The organism is Pantoea sp. Fr+CA_20 (assembly GCF_024520835.1).
Classification (GTDB): Bacteria; Pseudomonadota; Gammaproteobacteria; order Enterobacterales; family Enterobacteriaceae; genus Pantoea; species Pantoea allii.
Genome location: NZ_JALNPN010000003.1, coordinates 17,020 through 33,559, shown reverse-complemented (window position 1 = coordinate 33,559; position 16,540 = coordinate 17,020). Strand labels below are relative to the sequence as shown.

16 protein-coding genes are annotated in these 16,540 nt (G+C 56.5%); 6 read left to right on the top strand and 10 right to left on the bottom strand.

Annotated features, from left to right (window positions below):
- Position 1 precedes the first annotated feature (1 nt).
- Positions 2 to 2,023, bottom strand: a complete 2,022-nt coding sequence (gene uvrB, locus NR177_RS05000) for an excinuclease ABC subunit UvrB (protein WP_109717189.1) — start codon at positions 2,021 to 2,023, stop codon at positions 2 to 4.
- 886 nt (positions 2,024 to 2,909) lie between these two features.
- On the opposite strand from uvrB, the gene NR177_RS04995 reads away from it, so the two are divergent.
- Positions 2,910 to 3,632, top strand: coding sequence for an ABC transporter ATP-binding protein (locus NR177_RS04995; RefSeq protein ID WP_096012522.1), 723 nt, complete (start codon positions 2,910 to 2,912; stop codon positions 3,630 to 3,632).
- Here the strand turns inward: NR177_RS04995 and bioD are convergent.
- The 4 genes from bioD to bioB are packed head-to-tail and all read right to left on the bottom strand — an operon-like array spanning position 3,618 to position 7,222.
- The gene (gene bioD / locus NR177_RS04990; RefSeq protein ID WP_256852405.1) at positions 3,618 to 4,304 is read right to left on the bottom strand and encodes a dethiobiotin synthase; all 687 of its coding nucleotides are present in this window, start codon (positions 4,302 to 4,304) and stop codon (positions 3,618 to 3,620) included. The two genes, NR177_RS04995 and bioD, sit on opposite strands and share 15 nt — an antisense overlap.
- Complete coding sequence (bioC, locus tag NR177_RS04985) at positions 4,301 to 5,056, bottom strand: malonyl-ACP O-methyltransferase BioC (protein WP_109717188.1); 756 nt, start codon at positions 5,054 to 5,056, stop codon at positions 4,301 to 4,303. Before bioC ends, bioD begins: the two co-directional genes overlap by 4 nt.
- On the bottom strand, positions 5,040 to 6,191 hold the full coding sequence (bioF, locus tag NR177_RS04980; RefSeq protein WP_256852404.1) for an 8-amino-7-oxononanoate synthase: 1,152 nt from the start codon (positions 6,189 to 6,191) through the stop codon (positions 5,040 to 5,042). The genes bioC and bioF overlap by 17 nt, the downstream gene beginning before the upstream one ends.
- Positions 6,191 to 7,222 (bottom strand): biotin synthase BioB, encoded by a 1,032-nt coding sequence (gene bioB / locus NR177_RS04975; RefSeq protein ID WP_063878826.1) that lies wholly within the window; start codon positions 7,220 to 7,222, stop codon positions 6,191 to 6,193. The genes bioF and bioB overlap by 1 nt, the downstream gene beginning before the upstream one ends.
- Before the next feature lie 85 nt (positions 7,223 to 7,307).
- Between bioB and bioA the strand changes: the two genes are divergently transcribed.
- Positions 7,308 to 8,600 (top strand): adenosylmethionine--8-amino-7-oxononanoate transaminase, encoded by a 1,293-nt coding sequence (gene bioA, locus NR177_RS04970; protein ID WP_256852403.1) that lies wholly within the window; start codon positions 7,308 to 7,310, stop codon positions 8,598 to 8,600.
- Positions 8,601 to 8,674: 74 nt separating this feature from the next.
- Positions 8,675 to 9,151: a kinase inhibitor gene (locus NR177_RS04965; protein WP_145395030.1), complete on the top strand. Its 477-nt coding sequence runs from the start codon at positions 8,675 to 8,677 to the stop codon at positions 9,149 to 9,151.
- Between the two features lie 60 nt (positions 9,152 to 9,211).
- On the opposite strand, the gene pgl is transcribed toward NR177_RS04965, so the two are convergent.
- Positions 9,212 to 10,213 carry a 6-phosphogluconolactonase gene (gene pgl, locus NR177_RS04960; protein WP_063878823.1) on the bottom strand — a complete coding sequence of 334 codons (1,002 nt, stop codon included), beginning with the start codon at positions 10,211 to 10,213 and terminating at the stop codon, positions 9,212 to 9,214.
- A gap of 155 nt (positions 10,214 to 10,368) precedes the next feature.
- On the opposite strand from pgl, the gene NR177_RS04955 reads away from it, so the two are divergent.
- Complete coding sequence (locus tag NR177_RS04955; protein ID WP_063878822.1) at positions 10,369 to 11,190, top strand: pyridoxal phosphatase; 822 nt, start codon at positions 10,369 to 10,371, stop codon at positions 11,188 to 11,190.
- A 36-nt stretch (positions 11,191 to 11,226) separates the two neighbouring features.
- Here the strand turns inward: NR177_RS04955 and modC are convergent, their stop codons facing one another.
- The 4 genes from modC to NR177_RS04935 all read right to left on the bottom strand — a co-directional run bounded on the left by modC (position 11,227) and on the right by NR177_RS04935 (position 14,040).
- The gene (gene modC / locus NR177_RS04950; protein ID WP_256852402.1) at positions 11,227 to 12,285 is read right to left on the bottom strand and encodes a molybdenum ABC transporter ATP-binding protein ModC; all 1,059 of its coding nucleotides are present in this window, start codon (positions 12,283 to 12,285) and stop codon (positions 11,227 to 11,229) included.
- Positions 12,285 to 12,974 carry a molybdate ABC transporter permease subunit gene (gene modB / locus NR177_RS04945; RefSeq protein WP_063878820.1) on the bottom strand — a complete coding sequence of 230 codons (690 nt, stop codon included), beginning with the start codon at positions 12,972 to 12,974 and terminating at the stop codon, positions 12,285 to 12,287. Before modB ends, modC begins: the two co-directional genes overlap by 1 nt.
- Positions 12,971 to 13,744 (bottom strand): molybdate ABC transporter substrate-binding protein, encoded by a 774-nt coding sequence (gene modA / locus NR177_RS04940; RefSeq protein WP_181377131.1) that lies wholly within the window; start codon positions 13,742 to 13,744, stop codon positions 12,971 to 12,973. Before modA ends, modB begins: the two co-directional genes overlap by 4 nt.
- Before the next feature lie 140 nt (positions 13,745 to 13,884).
- A complete protein-coding gene (locus tag NR177_RS04935) occupies positions 13,885 to 14,040 on the bottom strand; it encodes an AcrZ family multidrug efflux pump-associated protein (RefSeq protein ID WP_074181002.1) in 156 nt (51 codons plus the stop codon).
- A gap of 141 nt (positions 14,041 to 14,181) precedes the next feature.
- Between NR177_RS04935 and modE the strand changes: the two genes are divergently transcribed.
- Positions 14,182 to 14,964 carry a molybdenum-dependent transcriptional regulator gene (gene modE / locus NR177_RS04930; protein ID WP_096012144.1) on the top strand — a complete coding sequence of 261 codons (783 nt, stop codon included), beginning with the start codon at positions 14,182 to 14,184 and terminating at the stop codon, positions 14,962 to 14,964.
- A gap of 75 nt (positions 14,965 to 15,039) precedes the next feature.
- Positions 15,040 to 16,512, top strand: coding sequence for a molybdate ABC transporter ATP-binding protein ModF (modF, locus tag NR177_RS04925; protein WP_256852401.1), 1,473 nt, complete (start codon positions 15,040 to 15,042; stop codon positions 16,510 to 16,512).
- Positions 16,513 to 16,540 lie beyond the last annotated feature (28 nt).

The window sequence follows — 16,540 nt, the reverse complement described above, 5'->3', positions numbered from 1 at the left end:
ATTACGACACCGCAATAAATAACGTGCGCAATTCTTGCAGTTGATCGCGCAGGCCAGCCGCCTGTTCGAACTCCAGGTTTTGCGCATGTTGCTGCATCTGCCCTTCCAGCTCGTGAATCTTTTTCTGCAATGCCTGCGGCGATAACGCCAGGTAATCGGCGTTGTTTTCGGCCGCACCGCGTTTGCTGGGTTTGGCTTTGCCGCGGGTTTTCACCACGTTATTGCCCAGCTCCAGGATATCGGTGATTTTCTTATTCAGGCCCTGCGGCACAATGCCGTTTTCTTCATTGTGGCGCTGCTGCTTTTCGCGGCGGCGATCGGTTTCTTCAATCGCCCTCGCCATTGAAGGCGTGATTTTATCGCCGTAGAGAATCGCTTTACCGTTGATGTTACGCGCCGCACGACCAATGGTCTGAATCAGCGAGCGTTCCGAACGCAGGAAGCCCTCTTTGTCCGCATCCAGAATCGCCACCAGCGACACTTCGGGCATATCCAGCCCTTCTCGCAACAGGTTAATCCCCACCAATACGTCAAATTTACCCAGACGCAGGTCACGGATGATTTCCATACGTTCCACGGTATCAATATCCGAGTGCAGATAGCGCACTTTTTCGCCGTGCTCTTCCAGGTACTCGGTCAGGTCTTCCGCCATGCGTTTGGTCAGGACGGTAACCAGTACACGTTCATTGACGGTGACGCGTTTGCGGATCTCTGACAGCAGATCGTCAACCTGGGTCGCGACGGGCCGCACTTCGAGGATCGGGTCCAGCAGGCCGGTCGGTCGCACCACCTGGTCAATCACCTCGTCGCCGGATTTTTCCAGCTCGTATTTGCCCGGCGTCGCCGACACATAAATCGTTTGCGGTGCCAGTGCCTCGAACTCTTCAAACTTCATTGGGCGGTTATCCAGCGCCGAGGGCAGACGGAAACCGTATTCCACCAATGTCTCTTTACGCGCCCGGTCGCCACGGTACATGCCGCCAATTTGCGGAATCGTCACGTGGGACTCATCCACCACCAACAGGCCATCCGCCGGAAGATAGTCAAACAGGGTCGGCGGCGCTTCTCCAGGCCCACGGCCCGAAAGGTAACGCGAGTAGTTTTCGATGCCGGAGCAGTAGCCCAGCTCCCCCATCATCTCCAGATCAAACTGGGTACGCTGGGTGATACGCTGCTCTTCCAGCAGTTTGTTATTTTCCAGCAGGTTTTTACGCCGGTCGGCCAGCTCGACTTTGATGTCTTCCATGGCCTGTAAAATGCGCTCACGCGGTGTGACATAGTGCGTCTTGGGATAGATCGTAAAGCGCGGCACCACTGACTCAACCTGGCCGGTGAGCGGGTCAAACAATGACAGGCGCTCCACCTCTTCATCAAATAATTCGATCCGTAGCGCAATGTCGTCAGATTCCGCAGGGAACACATCGATAACCTCGCCGCGCACCCGGAAGGTCCCGCGCTGGAACGCCTGATCGTTGCGGGTGTACTGCAGCTCTGACAGGCGGCGCAGGATGCTGCGTTGATCGATAATCATACCGCGCGTTAAGTGCAGCATCATTTTCAAATAAAGATCGGGATCGCCCAGGCCATAAATCGCCGACACCGATGCGACGACGATAACATCGCGCCGCTCCAGCAAGGCTTTTGTGGCGGAAAGACGCATTTGCTCAATGTGTTCGTTAACCGAGGCATCCTTTTCGATAAAGGTGTCGGAACTCGGCACATAGGCTTCAGGCTGGTAGTAATCGTAGTAGGAGACAAAAAACTCCACGGCGTTGTCCGGAAAGAACTCTTTCATCTCACCATACAGCTGCGCCGCCAGGGTTTTGTTGGGCGCTAATACCATGGTGGGCCGATTGAGATCGGCGATTACGTTAGCGACGGTAAAGGTTTTACCCGATCCGGTGACGCCTAATAACGTCTGGTGCGCCAGTCCATCTTCCAGTCCGGCTTCCAGACGACGAATCGCTTCCGGCTGATCGCCAGAAGGCTTGAAAGCGGAGTTCAGTTTAAAATCTTTACTCATGAATAGGGTTCCTGCAGAAGAAAGACGGCGGGCAGCCCATTATTTTACTCTGCTATGCCGATTTTGCCAGAAAAAAATACTGGATATAATAACAGTAATGATGCACAGTAACGGACATCACTTTCCGCTTGACTCTTTAGCTTTATCCCTTGCTGTCGGCTGTTTTTGTTGCGCAGGGTTATCCCCAAGCCAGGCCCTGATTTAACATTTGTCAAGCATGTGTCATAAAATTGCAGTTTGATGAATCGGCACCAATCCGGCAGGCTTGTTTTTTGATAACCCATTGATTTATAGCCGCTACTTTAAAAAGCCCAGATTCTCATCATCCAGTTACCAGGCCCCGTATTTCCTCGCTTCTAACCTGTTTTCATTATCTAATGCACAAGGTTATCCACAGGAATAGTGGATAACTGATGACAGCCCTTTGCACATCAGCTGTGTATAATTTTTTTCGTCGTCATGGCGGCCCTAAAAAAAATTTTTTTTTCGCTTAATTTCTGACACTAACTGGCAGGATTGAGCTACCGCAGCGGCGCTCGCCTTGATCTGCGACAACCCCTTTTCTTTTTTTTATTTTTTGTGGCCTGGCACCTGCCCCATTAGCGAGCAGACGCACTTCATCACACCTTTCGCCTGCACCGCCGTTGCACCGCGCCTTAAGCCAAGGCTGGCATTGTTCATTTTTCTTTATCTTTAAATGATGGTATTTCCGCAGGTTAAGCCAGCCACAGGGGGCAATCATGACTCTGGCCTGGGAATTGCATAACGTTTTACCAGCGTAGTACAGGCAATAGCGGTGTTGGACATCCCGCTATCTCATTAGAGCGATTTACCAGAGATGAACGGCGAAAGCATTCAGGTTAATTATCTGGAAGGAGCGCGTCAGATGTTAAGTTTACGGTCGGTGAATCAGTTTTACGGTAAAAATCATATTCTCTGGAATGTGGATCTGGACCTGCCTCCCGGCACCTGCACCGGCATATTGGGGCGGCCAGGCATGGGGAAAACCACCCTGGTCAACTGCATTATGGGGAAGCTGCCTATAAACAGCGGGACCATTAGCTGGCAGCAGGATGGTTCGCCGCCTGAAGACCTGTTGTCGCAGCCTGCAGAGCTGCGCGCCCGTCAGGGCATTGGCTATGTTCCGCAGGGGCGACATATTTTTACTCAGATGAGCGTCGAGGATAATTTACTCATTGCTTTACTGGCAGGCGCACAACCGCGTGACGGCTATCGGGCTATCCCGGAAATGATATTCGACCTGCTGCCGGCGCTTTATTCGTTGCGTCAACAGCGTAGCGGCGATTTGCCCGTCTATCAGCAGCAGCAACTGGCGCTGGCCCGTGCGCTGGTCTTACAGCCGCGCCTGCTGATTCTGGATGAGCCTGCCGACGGTATGGCACCCTGGCTGGAAGAAGAGATGGGGAATCTGATTCGTCGCCTGAACCGCGACTATGGTCTGACGATTTTGCTGCTTGAACAGCGGGTATCATTGATTCGCCGCGTGGCTGACAACTTTTTACTGCTGCATCGCGGCCGCAATGTGGCTCAGGGCAACGTCACCCAGTTGGATGACGGTACCCTGGATAAATGGTTAACCGTGGCCTGATTCGCCAGGCAGCGTCAGGTACTGACCACAGTCAGCCTGCTGGTCCTCATCCGTTAACCAGGGAATCACTCCCAGACAAGGTGCCGGAAGGCGCTGTGTTAAGGCCGTGAGGTATTCCTGATAGCGCCGACCGGGCAGCTGTACCGTATTGGCGATCCAGCCCGCCAGTCGCAGACCGCGTGCGCGGACAGCATCGGCCGTCAGCATGGCATGATTAATACATCCCAGCTTAACGCCCACCACCAAAATCACCGGCAGTTGCTCCGCCTCTACCCAGTCTGCATAGGTTTGCGTCTCAGAAAGCGGCGTGTACCAGCCGCCTGCTCCCTCGACCAGAATCCACTCGGCCAGCGGCTCAAGTTCACGCAGCCCCGCCGACAGGGTGGCAAACTCAATCGGTCTGCCCTCATCCGCGCTGACGATATGCGGCGAGGTTGGCTCCATAAACGCCAGCGGATTCACCTGCTCGTAGCGCAGCGCAACGTTGCTGTAACGCTGTAACGCCAGCGCATCGCTGTTACGCACGCCTGACGCAGTTAACTCGCAGCCCGAGGCAACAGGTTTATAGCCTGCACAACGATAACCTGCAGCCGTGGCAGCCTGCAGCAGCGCCGCACTGGCCACCGTTTTACCGACTTCGGTGTCGGTGCCGGTCACAAACCAGCGTTTCATGATTTCGTCACTCCAAACATCACATGGTAACTGAGGCGAAAACCCTGCTCATCCCGGGGCCAGTGGGCTTCGAGTTGAGCAAGACGTTGACGCGTCAACAAACAGGCGGATCGCCCGCTATGCAAATGGGTTGCCCCGATGCCTTTCAGAGAGCGCATCGCGCTGAGGGCATCGGGGAAATGCAAGATAAAGGTTTGTGCATGGCAGTGCAGATGCTGAGCTTCACAGGCGGCGGCAATCTCCTGCGCGGGCAGGAAGCGATTAGCGTGCAGGCTGCCATCCAGGTGCGACCAGGCCTGATGGACTTCGTGCAGAGAGCCCGCGCTCAGGGTGGAAAACAGCAAACAGCCGCCAGGCTTTAGTACCCGGTTAAACTGCGTTAGCGCCCCCTGCAAATCTTCGCTCCATTGCACCACCAGGTTGCTCCATACCAGGTCAACGCACTGGTTTGCCAACGGCAGCGCATCGATATCCCCTGCCAGATAGTGATGCGCGACGCCATTTTGCCGGGCCTGGTGCAACATCTGCGCTGACAGATCCAACGCGGTGACCTGTTTGCCCCGCTCGTGCCATATCCGGCTGTACCAGCCGGTCCCACAACCGGCATCCAGCACCTGCAGGCCAGTGCGCGCGGGTGCCCACGCCAGCAGTGCATCACCGCTCAACCGTTGGAGTTCGGCATGGTGATCATACTGGGAGGCCGCGCGACCAAAGGCTCTGGCAACGGCGCGTTTATCAACCTGCAGCGTCATGCAGCGCCTCCAGTAAGACGTCAATATCGTCTGGCTGATGGGCGGCCGTCAGCGTAATACGTAAACGCGCTGTACCCGGTGGCACCGTTGGCGGACGAATCGCACTGACCCAGCATCCCGCACGGGCTAAGCGCGCAGACAGCGCCAGCGCCTGCCCGTTATCGCCGACGATCAACGGCTGAATCGCGCTGGACGAATCCATGAGCGCCCAGGGCAATGAGGCTGCCCCGCGACGAAAATGGGCGATATTGTGAGCAAGGCGTTGGCGATGTTCATCGCCCACCTGCACCTGTTTAAGCGCGGCTAACAGCGCGCTGGCCTGGGCCGGCGGCATCGCGGTGGAGTAAATCAGATGGCGGGAAAATTGCAGAAAATAATCGGCGGTAGCCTCATCACACAACAACGCGGCGCCACTGACGCCGAAGGCTTTGCCAAAGGTCACCACCAGCAGGTCAGGTTTAATGCCCTGCGCCCAGCAACTGCCCCGACCCTGTTCGCCGGTGATACCAATACCGTGCGCATCATCGACCAGCAAACACGCGCGGGCCTGTTTGGCCTGAGCAGCAATCGCCTGTAAGGGCGCGCTATCACCATCCATACTGAAAATGCCTTCGGTGACCACCAGCGTTTGCCCCTCGCAGGGTGCATCCAGCCGGGCAGCCAGGCTATGTGGATCGTTATGTGCAAAACGGCGCAGCTGCGCCGGGCTGTGGCTGGCGGCCTCCAGCAGCGAAGCATGAGTGAGTTTATCGGCCAGGATGCGGTCATTTTTTTCGGCTAACAGGTGAATGATCGCCTGGTTGGCCGCAAAGCCCGAAATAAACAGCAGTGCGCGCGGATAGCCCAGCCAGTCCGCCAGTTGGGCTTCCAGCTCAGCATGGAGGCGATGATAGCCGGTGACATGGCTTGATGCGCCCGCGCCAGCACCCGCCTGCGCCACGCCCTGTTGCCAGCCCGCGATCACCGCAGGATGCTGGCTCAGTCCAAGATAGTCGTTACTGGAAAAGTGGCGATACATCTGACCGGCATGGCGGATCAGGCGCGTTTGGTTCTCTTCAATCACCCGCCGTTCACGCCAGCCATCTTCAGCCCGGCGCTGCGTCAGCGCCTGCTGCATGCGTTGCTGCCAGCTCATTACAGCGCCGCGTTATAGAATTTTTCTGTATCGGCGTGAAGCAGTTGCTCCGTTAGCTGCTGCTGTTGTGCATTGTCGCCGTTGTCAGTCTGGGTATGTTCAGGATTCAGCCCCAGCTTGCGGAACAACAGCATATCTTTATCTTCTTCCGGGTTCGGCGTGGTCAGCAGTTTGCATCCGTAGAAAATGGAGTTCGCACCTGCCATAAAGCACATCGCCTGGGTCTGCTCGCTCATCTGCTCACGGCCCGCCGACAGGCGAACATGCGAGGTCGGCATCATGATACGGGCGACGGCGATGGTGCGGATAAAGTCGAACGGCTCAACGTCATCATTCTCTGCCAGCGGGGTGCCTTTGACCTTCACCAGCATGTTGATCGGCACGCTTTCCGGCGGCGTAGGCAGGTTCGCCAGTTGCACCAGCAGGCCCGCGCGGTCGTTCACCGTTTCACCCAGGCCCACAATCCCGCCGGAACAGACTTTAATGCCCGCCTGGCGCACTTTACCCAGCGTATCCAGGCGTTCCTGATAGCTACGTGTAGTAATGATATTGCCGTAAAACTCCGGCGAGGTATCCAGGTTGTGGTTGTAGAAATCGAGTCCGGCACTGCCTAAACGCTGGGCCTGGCTGTCGCTCAGCGTGCCAAGCGTCATACAGGTTTCCATGCCCATCGCTTTAACGCCTTCCACCATTTTTTCCAGGTAAGGCATATCGCGGTCGCTGGGGTTTTTCCACGCGGCACCCATGCAGAAGCGGCTCGAGCCGGCAGCTTTGGCCTTTTGCGCGGAACGCAGTACCTCATCCACTTCCATCAGGCGCTCCGATTCCAGACCGGTCTTGTAACGGGCGCTTTGCGGGCAATATTTGCAGTCTTCAGGGCAGGCCCCGGTTTTGATCGACAGCAGCGTGCTGACCTGAACCTGACGGGGATCGAAGTGCTGGCGATGCACCTGCTGTGCCTCAAACATCAGTTCAAGAAAAGGCCGATCGAACAGCGCCTGCGCCTGGGCTATAGTCCAACGTTGTGACATTACATACTCCAAAAAAGGTGTCATCCCGACAGTTAACGTGGTTATACTTGTAAACTAAATCTTTTTATTTTGGTTTACAACTCCAATGTTTACTCCACAGGACGCTGAATTTGATCGCCAGCATATCTGGCATCCCTATACCTCAATGGCGCAGCCACTGCCCTGCTATCCGGTTGTTGCGGCTCGGGATTACCATCTGCAACTGGCAGATGGTCGCGAGCTGGTGGACGGGATGTCGTCATGGTGGGCGGCGATACATGGCTATAACCATCCGCGCCTGAATCGGGCGCTGCAACAGCAGATGGCGCAGATGTCCCATGTGATGTTCGGCGGCATTACCCATCCTGCCGCCGTGGCCCTTTGCCGTCAGTTAGTCACCATGACGCCAGACGCGCTGGAGTGCGTGTTTCTGGCGGATTCCGGCTCCGTTGCCGTCGAAGTGGCGATGAAGATGGCGCTGCAATACTGGCTGGGGCGAGGAGAAACGCGTCAGCAGTTTCTGACGCTCAAACGGGGTTATCACGGCGATACCTTTGCCGCAATGTCGGTATGCGATCCGGATAATTCCATGCACAGCCTGTGGCGCGGCTACCTGCCCGAGCACCATTTCGCTGAAGCACCGCAGTGCGGGTTTGATGATGAGTGGGAGGCGCGCGATGCTGAGGATTTTGTCCGGCTGATCCAGCAACATCAGAGCCAGTTGGCGGCGGTGATTCTGGAACCCGTGGTTCAGGGCGCAGGCGGGATGCGGTTTTATCATCCGCGCTATTTGCAGGTCGTGCGCGAATGCTGTGACCGCTATGGCATCCTGCTGATCGCCGATGAAATCGCCACCGGCTTCGGCCGCACCGGTAAGCTGTTTGCCTGCGAACATGCGGCGATTACGCCGGATATGATGTGTGTCGGAAAAGCCCTGACCGGCGGCACCATGAGCCTGGCCGCCACCCTCACGACGCGGGAGGTGGCCGATACCATCAGCCACAGTCCGGCGGGCTGTTTTATGCACGGCCCCACCTTTATGGCGAACCCGCTGGCCTGCGCTGTCGCAACAGAAAGCCTGGCGATGGTGCAGGAAGGCGACTGGCGTCATCAGGTTGCCGCAATAGAACATCAGCTACGTGACTCGCTGCTGCCCCTGCGCCACGCCCCCGAAGTGGCCGATGTTCGCGTGCTGGGAGCCATTGGCGTTGTGGAAACCCATCGCCCGGTCAACATGGCAGCCTTACAACAATTTTTTGTCAGCCAGGGCGTCTGGATTCGGCCGTTTGGTCGCCTGATTTATCTGATGCCACCTTATATCATCACGCCTGAGGCGCTGAATACGCTGGTCAATGCGATAGGTGCGGCGCTTGAGAAGCCGGCACACTTTCTTTCTTAATGTTTCAACGGCTGGACGTAAACCGGCTTTTGGTTAAGATGAAAAGGCAGTGACCATTAACGCAAGGAGATGTGATGCGAGTTTACAGCCAGGATTTACATGACGGCGACAAAATGCCGGAAAAACACGTTTTTAACGGAATGGGTTATCAGGGCGATAATCTTTCACCCCACCTGGCCTGGGAAGACGCACCAGAGGGCACCAAAAGTTTTGTGATCACCTGCTTCGATCCGGATGCGCCTACAGGCTCAGGCTGGTGGCACTGGGTGGTGGCGAATATTCCGGCCGACACGACATCGCTGCCGCAGGGAGCGGGTTCCGGTAAAGCCGCGTTGCCAGCCGGCGCGCTGCAGACACGCACCGATTTTGGCCAGGCCGGCTACGGCGGCGCGGCACCACCCGCCGGTGAAACCCATCGTTATATCTTCAGCGTTCATGCGCTGGATGTGGATAAAATCGAGGTTGATGAGGGTGCCAGCGGCGCGATGGTTGGATTTAACGTGCACTTTCACGTGTTAGCCAGCGCAGCGTTAACCGTTCATTACGTCTGATCGTCGCCTGACAATGCCGCTTCCGGTTAAACGTCTTACCGGAAGCGGCCATCCTGAACGTTACCCTGCCAGTTGATGAACCACCACCCACATTGGACCCTGTCCAACGGCGTAGCGGCCTACCGGCTTCAGTAATCCCTGTGGCGAGGTAATGTTATACACCTCAATGTGGTGCGACTTCTGCCCTGCCGCCACCAGGTACTGACCCGTATGATCGATATTGAACCCGCGCGGCTGGGTTTCCGTAGGCTGGAACCCTTCCCGCGTCAGAACGGCGCCGTCTTCGCTGATGCTGAACACCGTTAACATGCTGCTGGTGCGATCGCAGGCATACAGGAAACGGCCATCTGGCGTCAGATGAATATCCGCAGCCCAGCGGGTACCGGTAAAATCTGGCGGCATGATATCCAGCGTTTGCACCGACTCGACCTTGCCATGCGCATTGTTCAGCGCCCAGACCTCGACCGTGCTGTTGAGCTCATTGACGCTGTAGGCGTACTGTCCGTTGGCATGAAACGCCATGTGCCGCGGCCCGGCCCCTTCCGCCGTCGTGACCTGCTCTTGTGCATGCGGGGTTAACTGACCGTCAGCGCCAAGATCAAACAGGCAGATGCGATCCTGCTTCAGCGCAGGTACGTACAGCGTGCGATCGGCATTGTCGATATTGGCGGAGTGGCATCCCGCCAGACCGTTAATCACCTGGCTCGGTGCCTGTGGCACGCCGTCCTCGCCTATTGGGCTGATACTGACGCACGCATCGTTATAGGAACCACAAAACAGGAACCGGCCAGCATGGTCGGTGGAGATATGGGTCGGGCTTCCCGGCAGCGGTGCCTGTCCGGCTTCGGTCAGCGTGCCGTCCGGGGCGATGCGAAACGCCAGTACGCGGAAGTCGGGACGCACGCCTACATACAAGAAATCTTTTTTCGGACTCACCACCATAGGCTGAACCTGACCCGCAACGTCCGTAACCTGTAGTAGCGTCAAGGTGCCATCTTCATTCAACTGCCAGACATGGATTTGTTGACTCTCAGGACTGGCGGTGTAGACAACTTGCTTCATGTATTCTCCTTTTTCGCTGACTCATGTTGTTCTGCAGGTCACTGTAGCGCGTTTTTTTCTGTCTCGCTGGAATGATTTGTGCCCTGATTTTTGTTTCCGTACCCTGGTCGGGTGTAGACTTGCTGCTCTGCTAACCCATTCCGATGAGAGGATTAATGAGCTATCGTGTAATCGCCCTCGACCTTGACGGCACGCTGTTGACCCCGACGAAAACCATTCTGCCACAATCCGTGGAAGCGATTACGCAAGCGCGCAAGGCTGGCGTCAAGGTGATTATCGTGACCGGACGTCACCACTGCGCCATTCATCCTTTCTATCAGGCCTTAAATCTGGATACGCCCGCCATCTGCTGTAATGGCACCTATCTGTATGACTATCCGGCCAAAAAAGTGCTGGCTTCTGACCCGCTGGATGCGCAGGTTGCGCTACGCGTGATTGAGATGCTGGACGAACATCAGATTCACGGCCTGCTGTATGTGGACGATGCGATGCTGTATCAAACCCCGACCGGTCATGTGATTCGCACGCTGAAGTGGAGTGAATCGCTCCCGCCGCACCAGCGCCCCGTATTTACGCAGGTGGACAGCCTGGCGCAGGCCGCCAAAGAGGCGCAGTCGATCTGGAAGTTTGCCCTTTCCCACGAGAACACCGCAGAACTGCAGCAGTTTGCCCAGCGCGCAGAAGCCGAACTGGGGCTGGCCTGCGAGTGGTCATGGCACGATCAGGTTGACGTTGCGCGCGGCGGCAACAGCAAAGGGAAGCGCCTGGCGCAGTGGGTTGAGTCTGTGGGGCTGACGATGGATGACGTGATTGCGTTTGGCGATAACTACAACGACCTGAGCATGCTGGAAAACGTCGGGCTGGGCGTGGCAATGGGCAATGCGGACGACGTCATCAAGTCGCGGGCAAAAATGGTGACTGGCACCAACCTTGAAACGGGTATCGCCGACACGCTTTATCAGCACGTCCTGTCATGATGTCTGCCCCGGTGGAACAACATGCCACCGGGCACCTCAGGTCGTGACCGACACGCTTTTAATCTGCGCATACAGCCACTGTTGGGGCCGGATATTAAGCTCGTCGCGCGCCCAGGGCGAGATACGCGCCCACAGCTCACTGATGCCAATACGCAGCTTCACTTCAACCTGATCGCCTACCTCAATAAGCTCGACGACCTGCGCAGGCAGCACATTTCGGATGGAGCTGTTTTGCGCGGGTTGCAGCGTCAGTGAAACATCCGCCGAGGCAATGCGTATCCGCAACGGCGATTTAACCGGCAAATTGACCCGGCTGACCCAGATATGTTGATCGCCCAGAGACAGCGCCGACATGGGATAGTCCGGATGATGCTCCAGTACCTGCACACGCAGCACGCTGGTCAGATCGCTTGCGGGCAGCCATGGCCGCATCGCGCTGCTGCTCCAGACACGTTCTAGGGGACCAAAGGCTTTTACCTTTCCCGCATCCAGCACCAGCACGTTATCCGCCAACTGCAGTATCTCCTCCAGGCTATGGGAAACATACAACACGGGAATATCGACCTGCTTCGCCAGCGTCTGCAGGTAAGGCATCAGCTCACGCTTACGCGGCAAATCCAGTGACGCCAGCGGCTCATCCATGAGCAGGATATCGGGTGCGCTGAGCAAGGCGCGTCCGATGGCAACGCGCTGCTTTTCTCCGCCCGAGAGCGACAGCGGGAAACGGTTCAGTAAGGGGTTAAGGCCTAATAACGCCACCAGCGAATCGAACTGGCTTTTCATACTGACCGAGAGGCCGTAGCGTAAATTGCCCCGCACGCTGTAGTGCGGAAACAGCCGTGCGTCCTGAAAAACATAACCAATGTTGCGCTTTTCCGGCGGCAAGGCGACCTGCTGTTCTGCATCGAACAGTATCCGGTCATTAAGCTGAATGCGTCCACGCTGGGGCCGGGTTAAGCCGCCGATGGCATTAATCAATGAGGTCTTGCCCGCACCGGATACGCCGAATATCGCGGTGATGCCAGTGGCGGGAATCGTCACGTCAATCTCAAGCTGGTGCTCGCCCAGCCGTTGAGCAAAGTTAAGCGTCAGCATCAGGAGCCCATCCGTTTCCGGCCCCACTGCGCCAGCCATTCAGAAATCAGTAACGAGGCCAGCGCCAGAACGATCGCGATCACGCACAGACGTGCGGCGGCGCCTTCGGCACCCGGCGTTTCAATCAGCGTATACATGGCCAGGGGAATCGTGCGGGTTTCGCCAGGAATGTTAGACACAAAGGTGATAGTGGCACCAAACTCGCCAAGGGAACGGGCAAAGGCCAGCACCGTACCGACGATGATACCGGGCAGGGTTAAGGGCAGCGTAATGGTAAAAAAAACCCGCCAGCGCCCGGCACCTAACGTCCGCGCCGCCTGCTCCAGCCGGATATCCACCGCCTCCAGCGCCAGACGAATGGCCCGCACCATGAGTGGAAAGGCAATCACCGCCGAGGCCAGCGCCGCTCCACGCCAACTGAACGCGAAGCTAAAGCCAAACCAGTCATACAGTTTTTCACCGATGATACCGCGTCGGCCCAGACCTATCAGCAACAGATAACCCACCACCACCGGTGGCAGCACCAGGGGTAAGTGGATCACACTGTCGAGGATGGCTTTGCCGGGGAAGCGGCAACGTACCAGCACCCATGCCATCAGGATACCGAATGGCAGACTGCACAGCACGGCTATGCCTGACACCTGCAGACTGAGCATGACCGCCTGCCATTCAACATCGCTGAGTATCATTTTTTAGGCGTGAATCCGTATTGTTTGAACACTGCGGCCGCTTCCGGCCCTTTCAGGTAGTTATAGAAAGCCTTAACGGCCGCGTTGTCGCGATCTTTAACAATCGCCACAGGATATTCGACCGGTTTGTGACTGTCTTCCGGAAAGGTGCCCACCACCTGGACTTTTTTACTGGCCACGGCATCTGAGCCGTAAACAATGCCGTACGGGGTTTCATTACGCTCGACCAGTGCCAGTGCGGCACGCACATTATTGGCGCGCGCCAGTGCCGGGGACAGGGAAGACCAGGCACCCAGTTTCTGCAGCGCCTCTTTGGCATAGATGCCGGCCGGTACATGATCAGGATCGCCCACGGCCAGGCGTTCACCTTTCAGCAGGCTTTTCCAGTTGGTGTTATCGTTAATCGTCACCGGCTTGGCACCGTCGCTGCGCGGTGCAATCAGCACCAAGTCATTACCCAGCAGCGTATAACGGCTGGTGTCGATCATACTTTTTTTGGCAACGGCATCGTCCATCCACTGCTGATCGGCTGAGATAAACAGATCGGCTGGCGCACCCTGCTCAATCTGACGCGCCAGCACAGAAGAAGAAGCAAAAGATGACACCACCTCCGTGCCGTGCGCTTTTTTGTACTGTGCGGCTATCTCTTCCAGCGCGTTGGTTAATGAGGCGGCGGCAAAAACAGTCACTTTTTCGGCGGCCAGCGCCTGGCTGCTCAGGGAAACTGTTAATACTGCCGCCATACTCAAACGATAAAATGCGAAACGCATGATTTCTCTCCAGTGATCGTTATATATCGGATAATACAACGCATTATCTGACACCAGGACCAAATTAGCAAAAGCGGAGAGGAGACGTAATGCGGGGTAAAAACCACAACGTCCGCGCTGAGGCGGACGTTGCAGGAGAATTAATGCTGAGAGCGGGTCTTGTTATCGTCGCGGCGACCCGTTTTAGAGATAAGGTTGAACACTTCACCCAGGCCGTAAATCAGGCCTAACATGATTGCCATAACCACAGGTACCATGATCACCGCCACGGCGAGGCTTTTAATAAGTTCCAGCATGGAAAGTCCCACTTTGCGTATAAAGATGGGATTGTAACGGCTCAGTAAAATTTTGCGCAGTCCTTTTCGTGCTTTTACTTTGAGACGGAAAGCTCGCTATCATCTGCCCGATAACGCGATTCACTCTTTGCCGGAGCCACCATGCAAGCCGAACTCACCCTTCATATCCGCCTGCAGCAAAAACTGTTTGCCGATCCACGCCGCATTGAACTGCTAAAACGCGTGCAGCAAACCGGTTCGATCAGCCAGGGGGCGAAACTGGCGGGCATCAGTTACAAGAGCGCCTGGGATGCCATCAACGAGATGAATCAGCTGGCTGAACAGGAAATCGTGGCGCGCGCAACCGGCGGAAAAGGCGGCGGTGGCGCGCAGTTAACCCGCTATGGCGAGCGCCTGGTACAGCTGTTTGGTTTGATGGAAAAGATTCAGCAACATGCCTTTGATGCTTTGCAGCAGGATAGCCTGCCGCTGGACAGCCTGCTGGCCGCTATTGCCCGCGCCTCGTTGCAAACCAGCGCGCGTAATCAACTGTTTGGCACGGTAACAGACAACGACGCACAGCACGTTGTGCAGCACCTGACCATTCTGCTCTCCGACGGCCTAACCCGGCTCAAGGTCGCCCTCACCGAGCGCAGTGCGGAACGCCTGCAGCTTAAGAGCGGTAAAGAGGTGCTGGTGCTGATCAAAGCCCCCTGGATCAGCCTTCATACTCAACCCACTCAGGCAGAGAATCAGCTTGCCGCCACGATAAGCGCTATCGAGCGTGGCGAGCAGGTCAGTGAAGTCCTGATGCGCCTGCCGGGCGGTGAAACGCTGTGCGCCACGCTGGATAACAGTGAAATCGAACGGCGGCAGTGGCAGCCCGGCAACGCCGTGATCGCCAGCTTCAGCGCCAGCCATGCCATCGTCGCGTCGTTGCGTTGATGTGTTATCCTGGTTTGACTTCATCCGATGCAGTGGCTAAAACAACGGTTAACGCTGCAAAAAATGGAACGAATCATGGCTTCATTGCAAATTTCGCAAGGCATATTTCATCTTAATGATACCCGGGTGCTGTCTCTGGCCGATGTTCATCTGCAACGCGGTGAACGCTGGGCCTTTGTTGGCGCCAACGGCAGCGGCAAATCGTCGCTGGCCCGCGCCCTGTCAGGTGAGCTACTGCCGCTGTCAGGTGAGGTTAGGCGTGATTTCCAGCGTCCCAGCCGCCTCTCTCTGGAGCAACTTCAACAGTTGGTCGCCGATGAATGGCAACGAAATAATACCGATCTGCTGAGTGAGGGTGAGGATGACACCGGCCGTACCACGGCTGAAATCATTCAGGATGAGGTCAAAGACAGGACGCGCTGTGAACACCTGGCGGCGCAGTTTGGTATCACCGGCCTGCTTAACCGCCGTTTTAAATACCTGTCAACGGGTGAAACGCGTAAAACGTTGCTGTGCCAGGCGTTAATGAAGCAGCCTGACCTGCTGATCCTGGATGAGCCTTTTGACGGTCTGGATGTGGATTCACGCGCCAACCTGACAGCCACCCTGAATAACCTGCAGCAGGCAGATTTTACCCTGGTGCTGGTGCTTAACCGCTTTGACGATATTCCGGATTATGTTGACCAGGTTGGCGTGCTGGCCGAATGCAGCCTGACGCACGTCGGGCCGCGTGAGGCGATTCTGGCGCAGGCGCTGGTCGCACAGCTGGCACGCAGTGAGCAGTTGGACGGGATGGCACTGCCAGAGGCCGATGTCGCGGATGCGCTTCCCCAGTTGGCCGATAATGCGCCACGGGTCATCCTGCGTAACGGCGTGGTGTCCTATAACGACCAGCGCATCATTGACGGGCTTAACTGGCAGGTTAATGCTGGTGAGCACTGGCATATTATTGGGCCGAACGGCGCGGGCAAATCGACATTGCTCAGCCTGGTCACCGGCGATCATCCGCAGGGCTACAGCAATGATTTAACCCTGTTCGGCCTTCGCCGCGGCAGTGGGGAAACCATCTGGGATATCAAACAACATATTGGCTATGTCAGCAGCAGCCTGCATCTTGATTACCGGGTGAGCGCCAACGTGCGCACCGTGATTTTATCCGGCTTTTTTGACTCTATTGGGCTTTATCAGGCCGTCTCCGATCGACAAATGGCCCTGGCGCGTCAGTGGCTGGCGCTGCTGGGTATGGATTCAGCGATGGGCGATATGCCCTTCCACGGTTTATCCTGGGGACAACAACGGCTGGTGTTAATCGCCCGGGCGCTGGTTAAACATCCTACCCTGTTAATACTTGATGAACCGTTACAGGGATTGGATCCGCTTAATCGTCAGTTAGTGCGACGTTTTGTCGATATCTTAATTGGTGAAGGACGAACCCAGTTGCTGTTCGTGTCCCACCATGCGGAAGATGCTCCCCAATGTATTACTCACCGGCTGCATTTTGTGGCGCAGCCTGAAGGCGGTTATCGCTACCGGCAGGACAGCGTTTGACCTTATCAACGCCGTCACCCCGGCGTTG

What these genes read in the sequence shown, in the direction of transcription:
- NR177_RS04955 (WP_063878822.1), top strand. Translation starts at nt 10,369, where the DNA reads ATGAGCTATCGTGTAATCGCCCTCGACCTTGACGGCACGCTGTTGACC.
- NR177_RS04935 (WP_074181002.1), bottom strand. Translation starts at nt 14,040, where the DNA reads ATGCTGGAACTTATTAAAAGCCTCGCCGTGGCGGTGATCATGGTACCT.
- bioD (WP_256852405.1), bottom strand. Translation starts at nt 4,304, where the DNA reads ATGAAACGCTGGTTTGTGACCGGCACCGACACCGAAGTCGGTAAAACG.
- bioC (WP_109717188.1), bottom strand. Translation starts at nt 5,056, where the DNA reads ATGACGCTGCAGGTTGATAAACGCGCCGTTGCCAGAGCCTTTGGTCGC.
- modE (WP_096012144.1), top strand. Translation starts at nt 14,182, where the DNA reads ATGCAAGCCGAACTCACCCTTCATATCCGCCTGCAGCAAAAACTGTTT.
- bioA (WP_256852403.1), top strand. Translation starts at nt 7,308, where the DNA reads ATGTTTACTCCACAGGACGCTGAATTTGATCGCCAGCATATCTGGCAT.
- modF (WP_256852401.1), top strand. Translation starts at nt 15,040, where the DNA reads ATGGCTTCATTGCAAATTTCGCAAGGCATATTTCATCTTAATGATACC.
- pgl (WP_063878823.1), bottom strand. Translation starts at nt 10,213, where the DNA reads ATGAAGCAAGTTGTCTACACCGCCAGTCCTGAGAGTCAACAAATCCAT.
- modA (WP_181377131.1), bottom strand. Translation starts at nt 13,744, where the DNA reads ATGCGTTTCGCATTTTATCGTTTGAGTATGGCGGCAGTATTAACAGTT.
- bioB (WP_063878826.1), bottom strand. Translation starts at nt 7,222, where the DNA reads ATGTCACAACGTTGGACTATAGCCCAGGCGCAGGCGCTGTTCGATCGG.
- NR177_RS04965 (WP_145395030.1), top strand. Translation starts at nt 8,675, where the DNA reads ATGCGAGTTTACAGCCAGGATTTACATGACGGCGACAAAATGCCGGAA.
- modC (WP_256852402.1), bottom strand. Translation starts at nt 12,285, where the DNA reads ATGCTGACGCTTAACTTTGCTCAACGGCTGGGCGAGCACCAGCTTGAG.
- modB (WP_063878820.1), bottom strand. Translation starts at nt 12,974, where the DNA reads ATGATACTCAGCGATGTTGAATGGCAGGCGGTCATGCTCAGTCTGCAG.
- NR177_RS04995 (WP_096012522.1), top strand. Translation starts at nt 2,910, where the DNA reads ATGTTAAGTTTACGGTCGGTGAATCAGTTTTACGGTAAAAATCATATT.
- bioF (WP_256852404.1), bottom strand. Translation starts at nt 6,191, where the DNA reads ATGAGCTGGCAGCAACGCATGCAGCAGGCGCTGACGCAGCGCCGGGCT.
- uvrB (WP_109717189.1), bottom strand. Translation starts at nt 2,023, where the DNA reads ATGAGTAAAGATTTTAAACTGAACTCCGCTTTCAAGCCTTCTGGCGAT.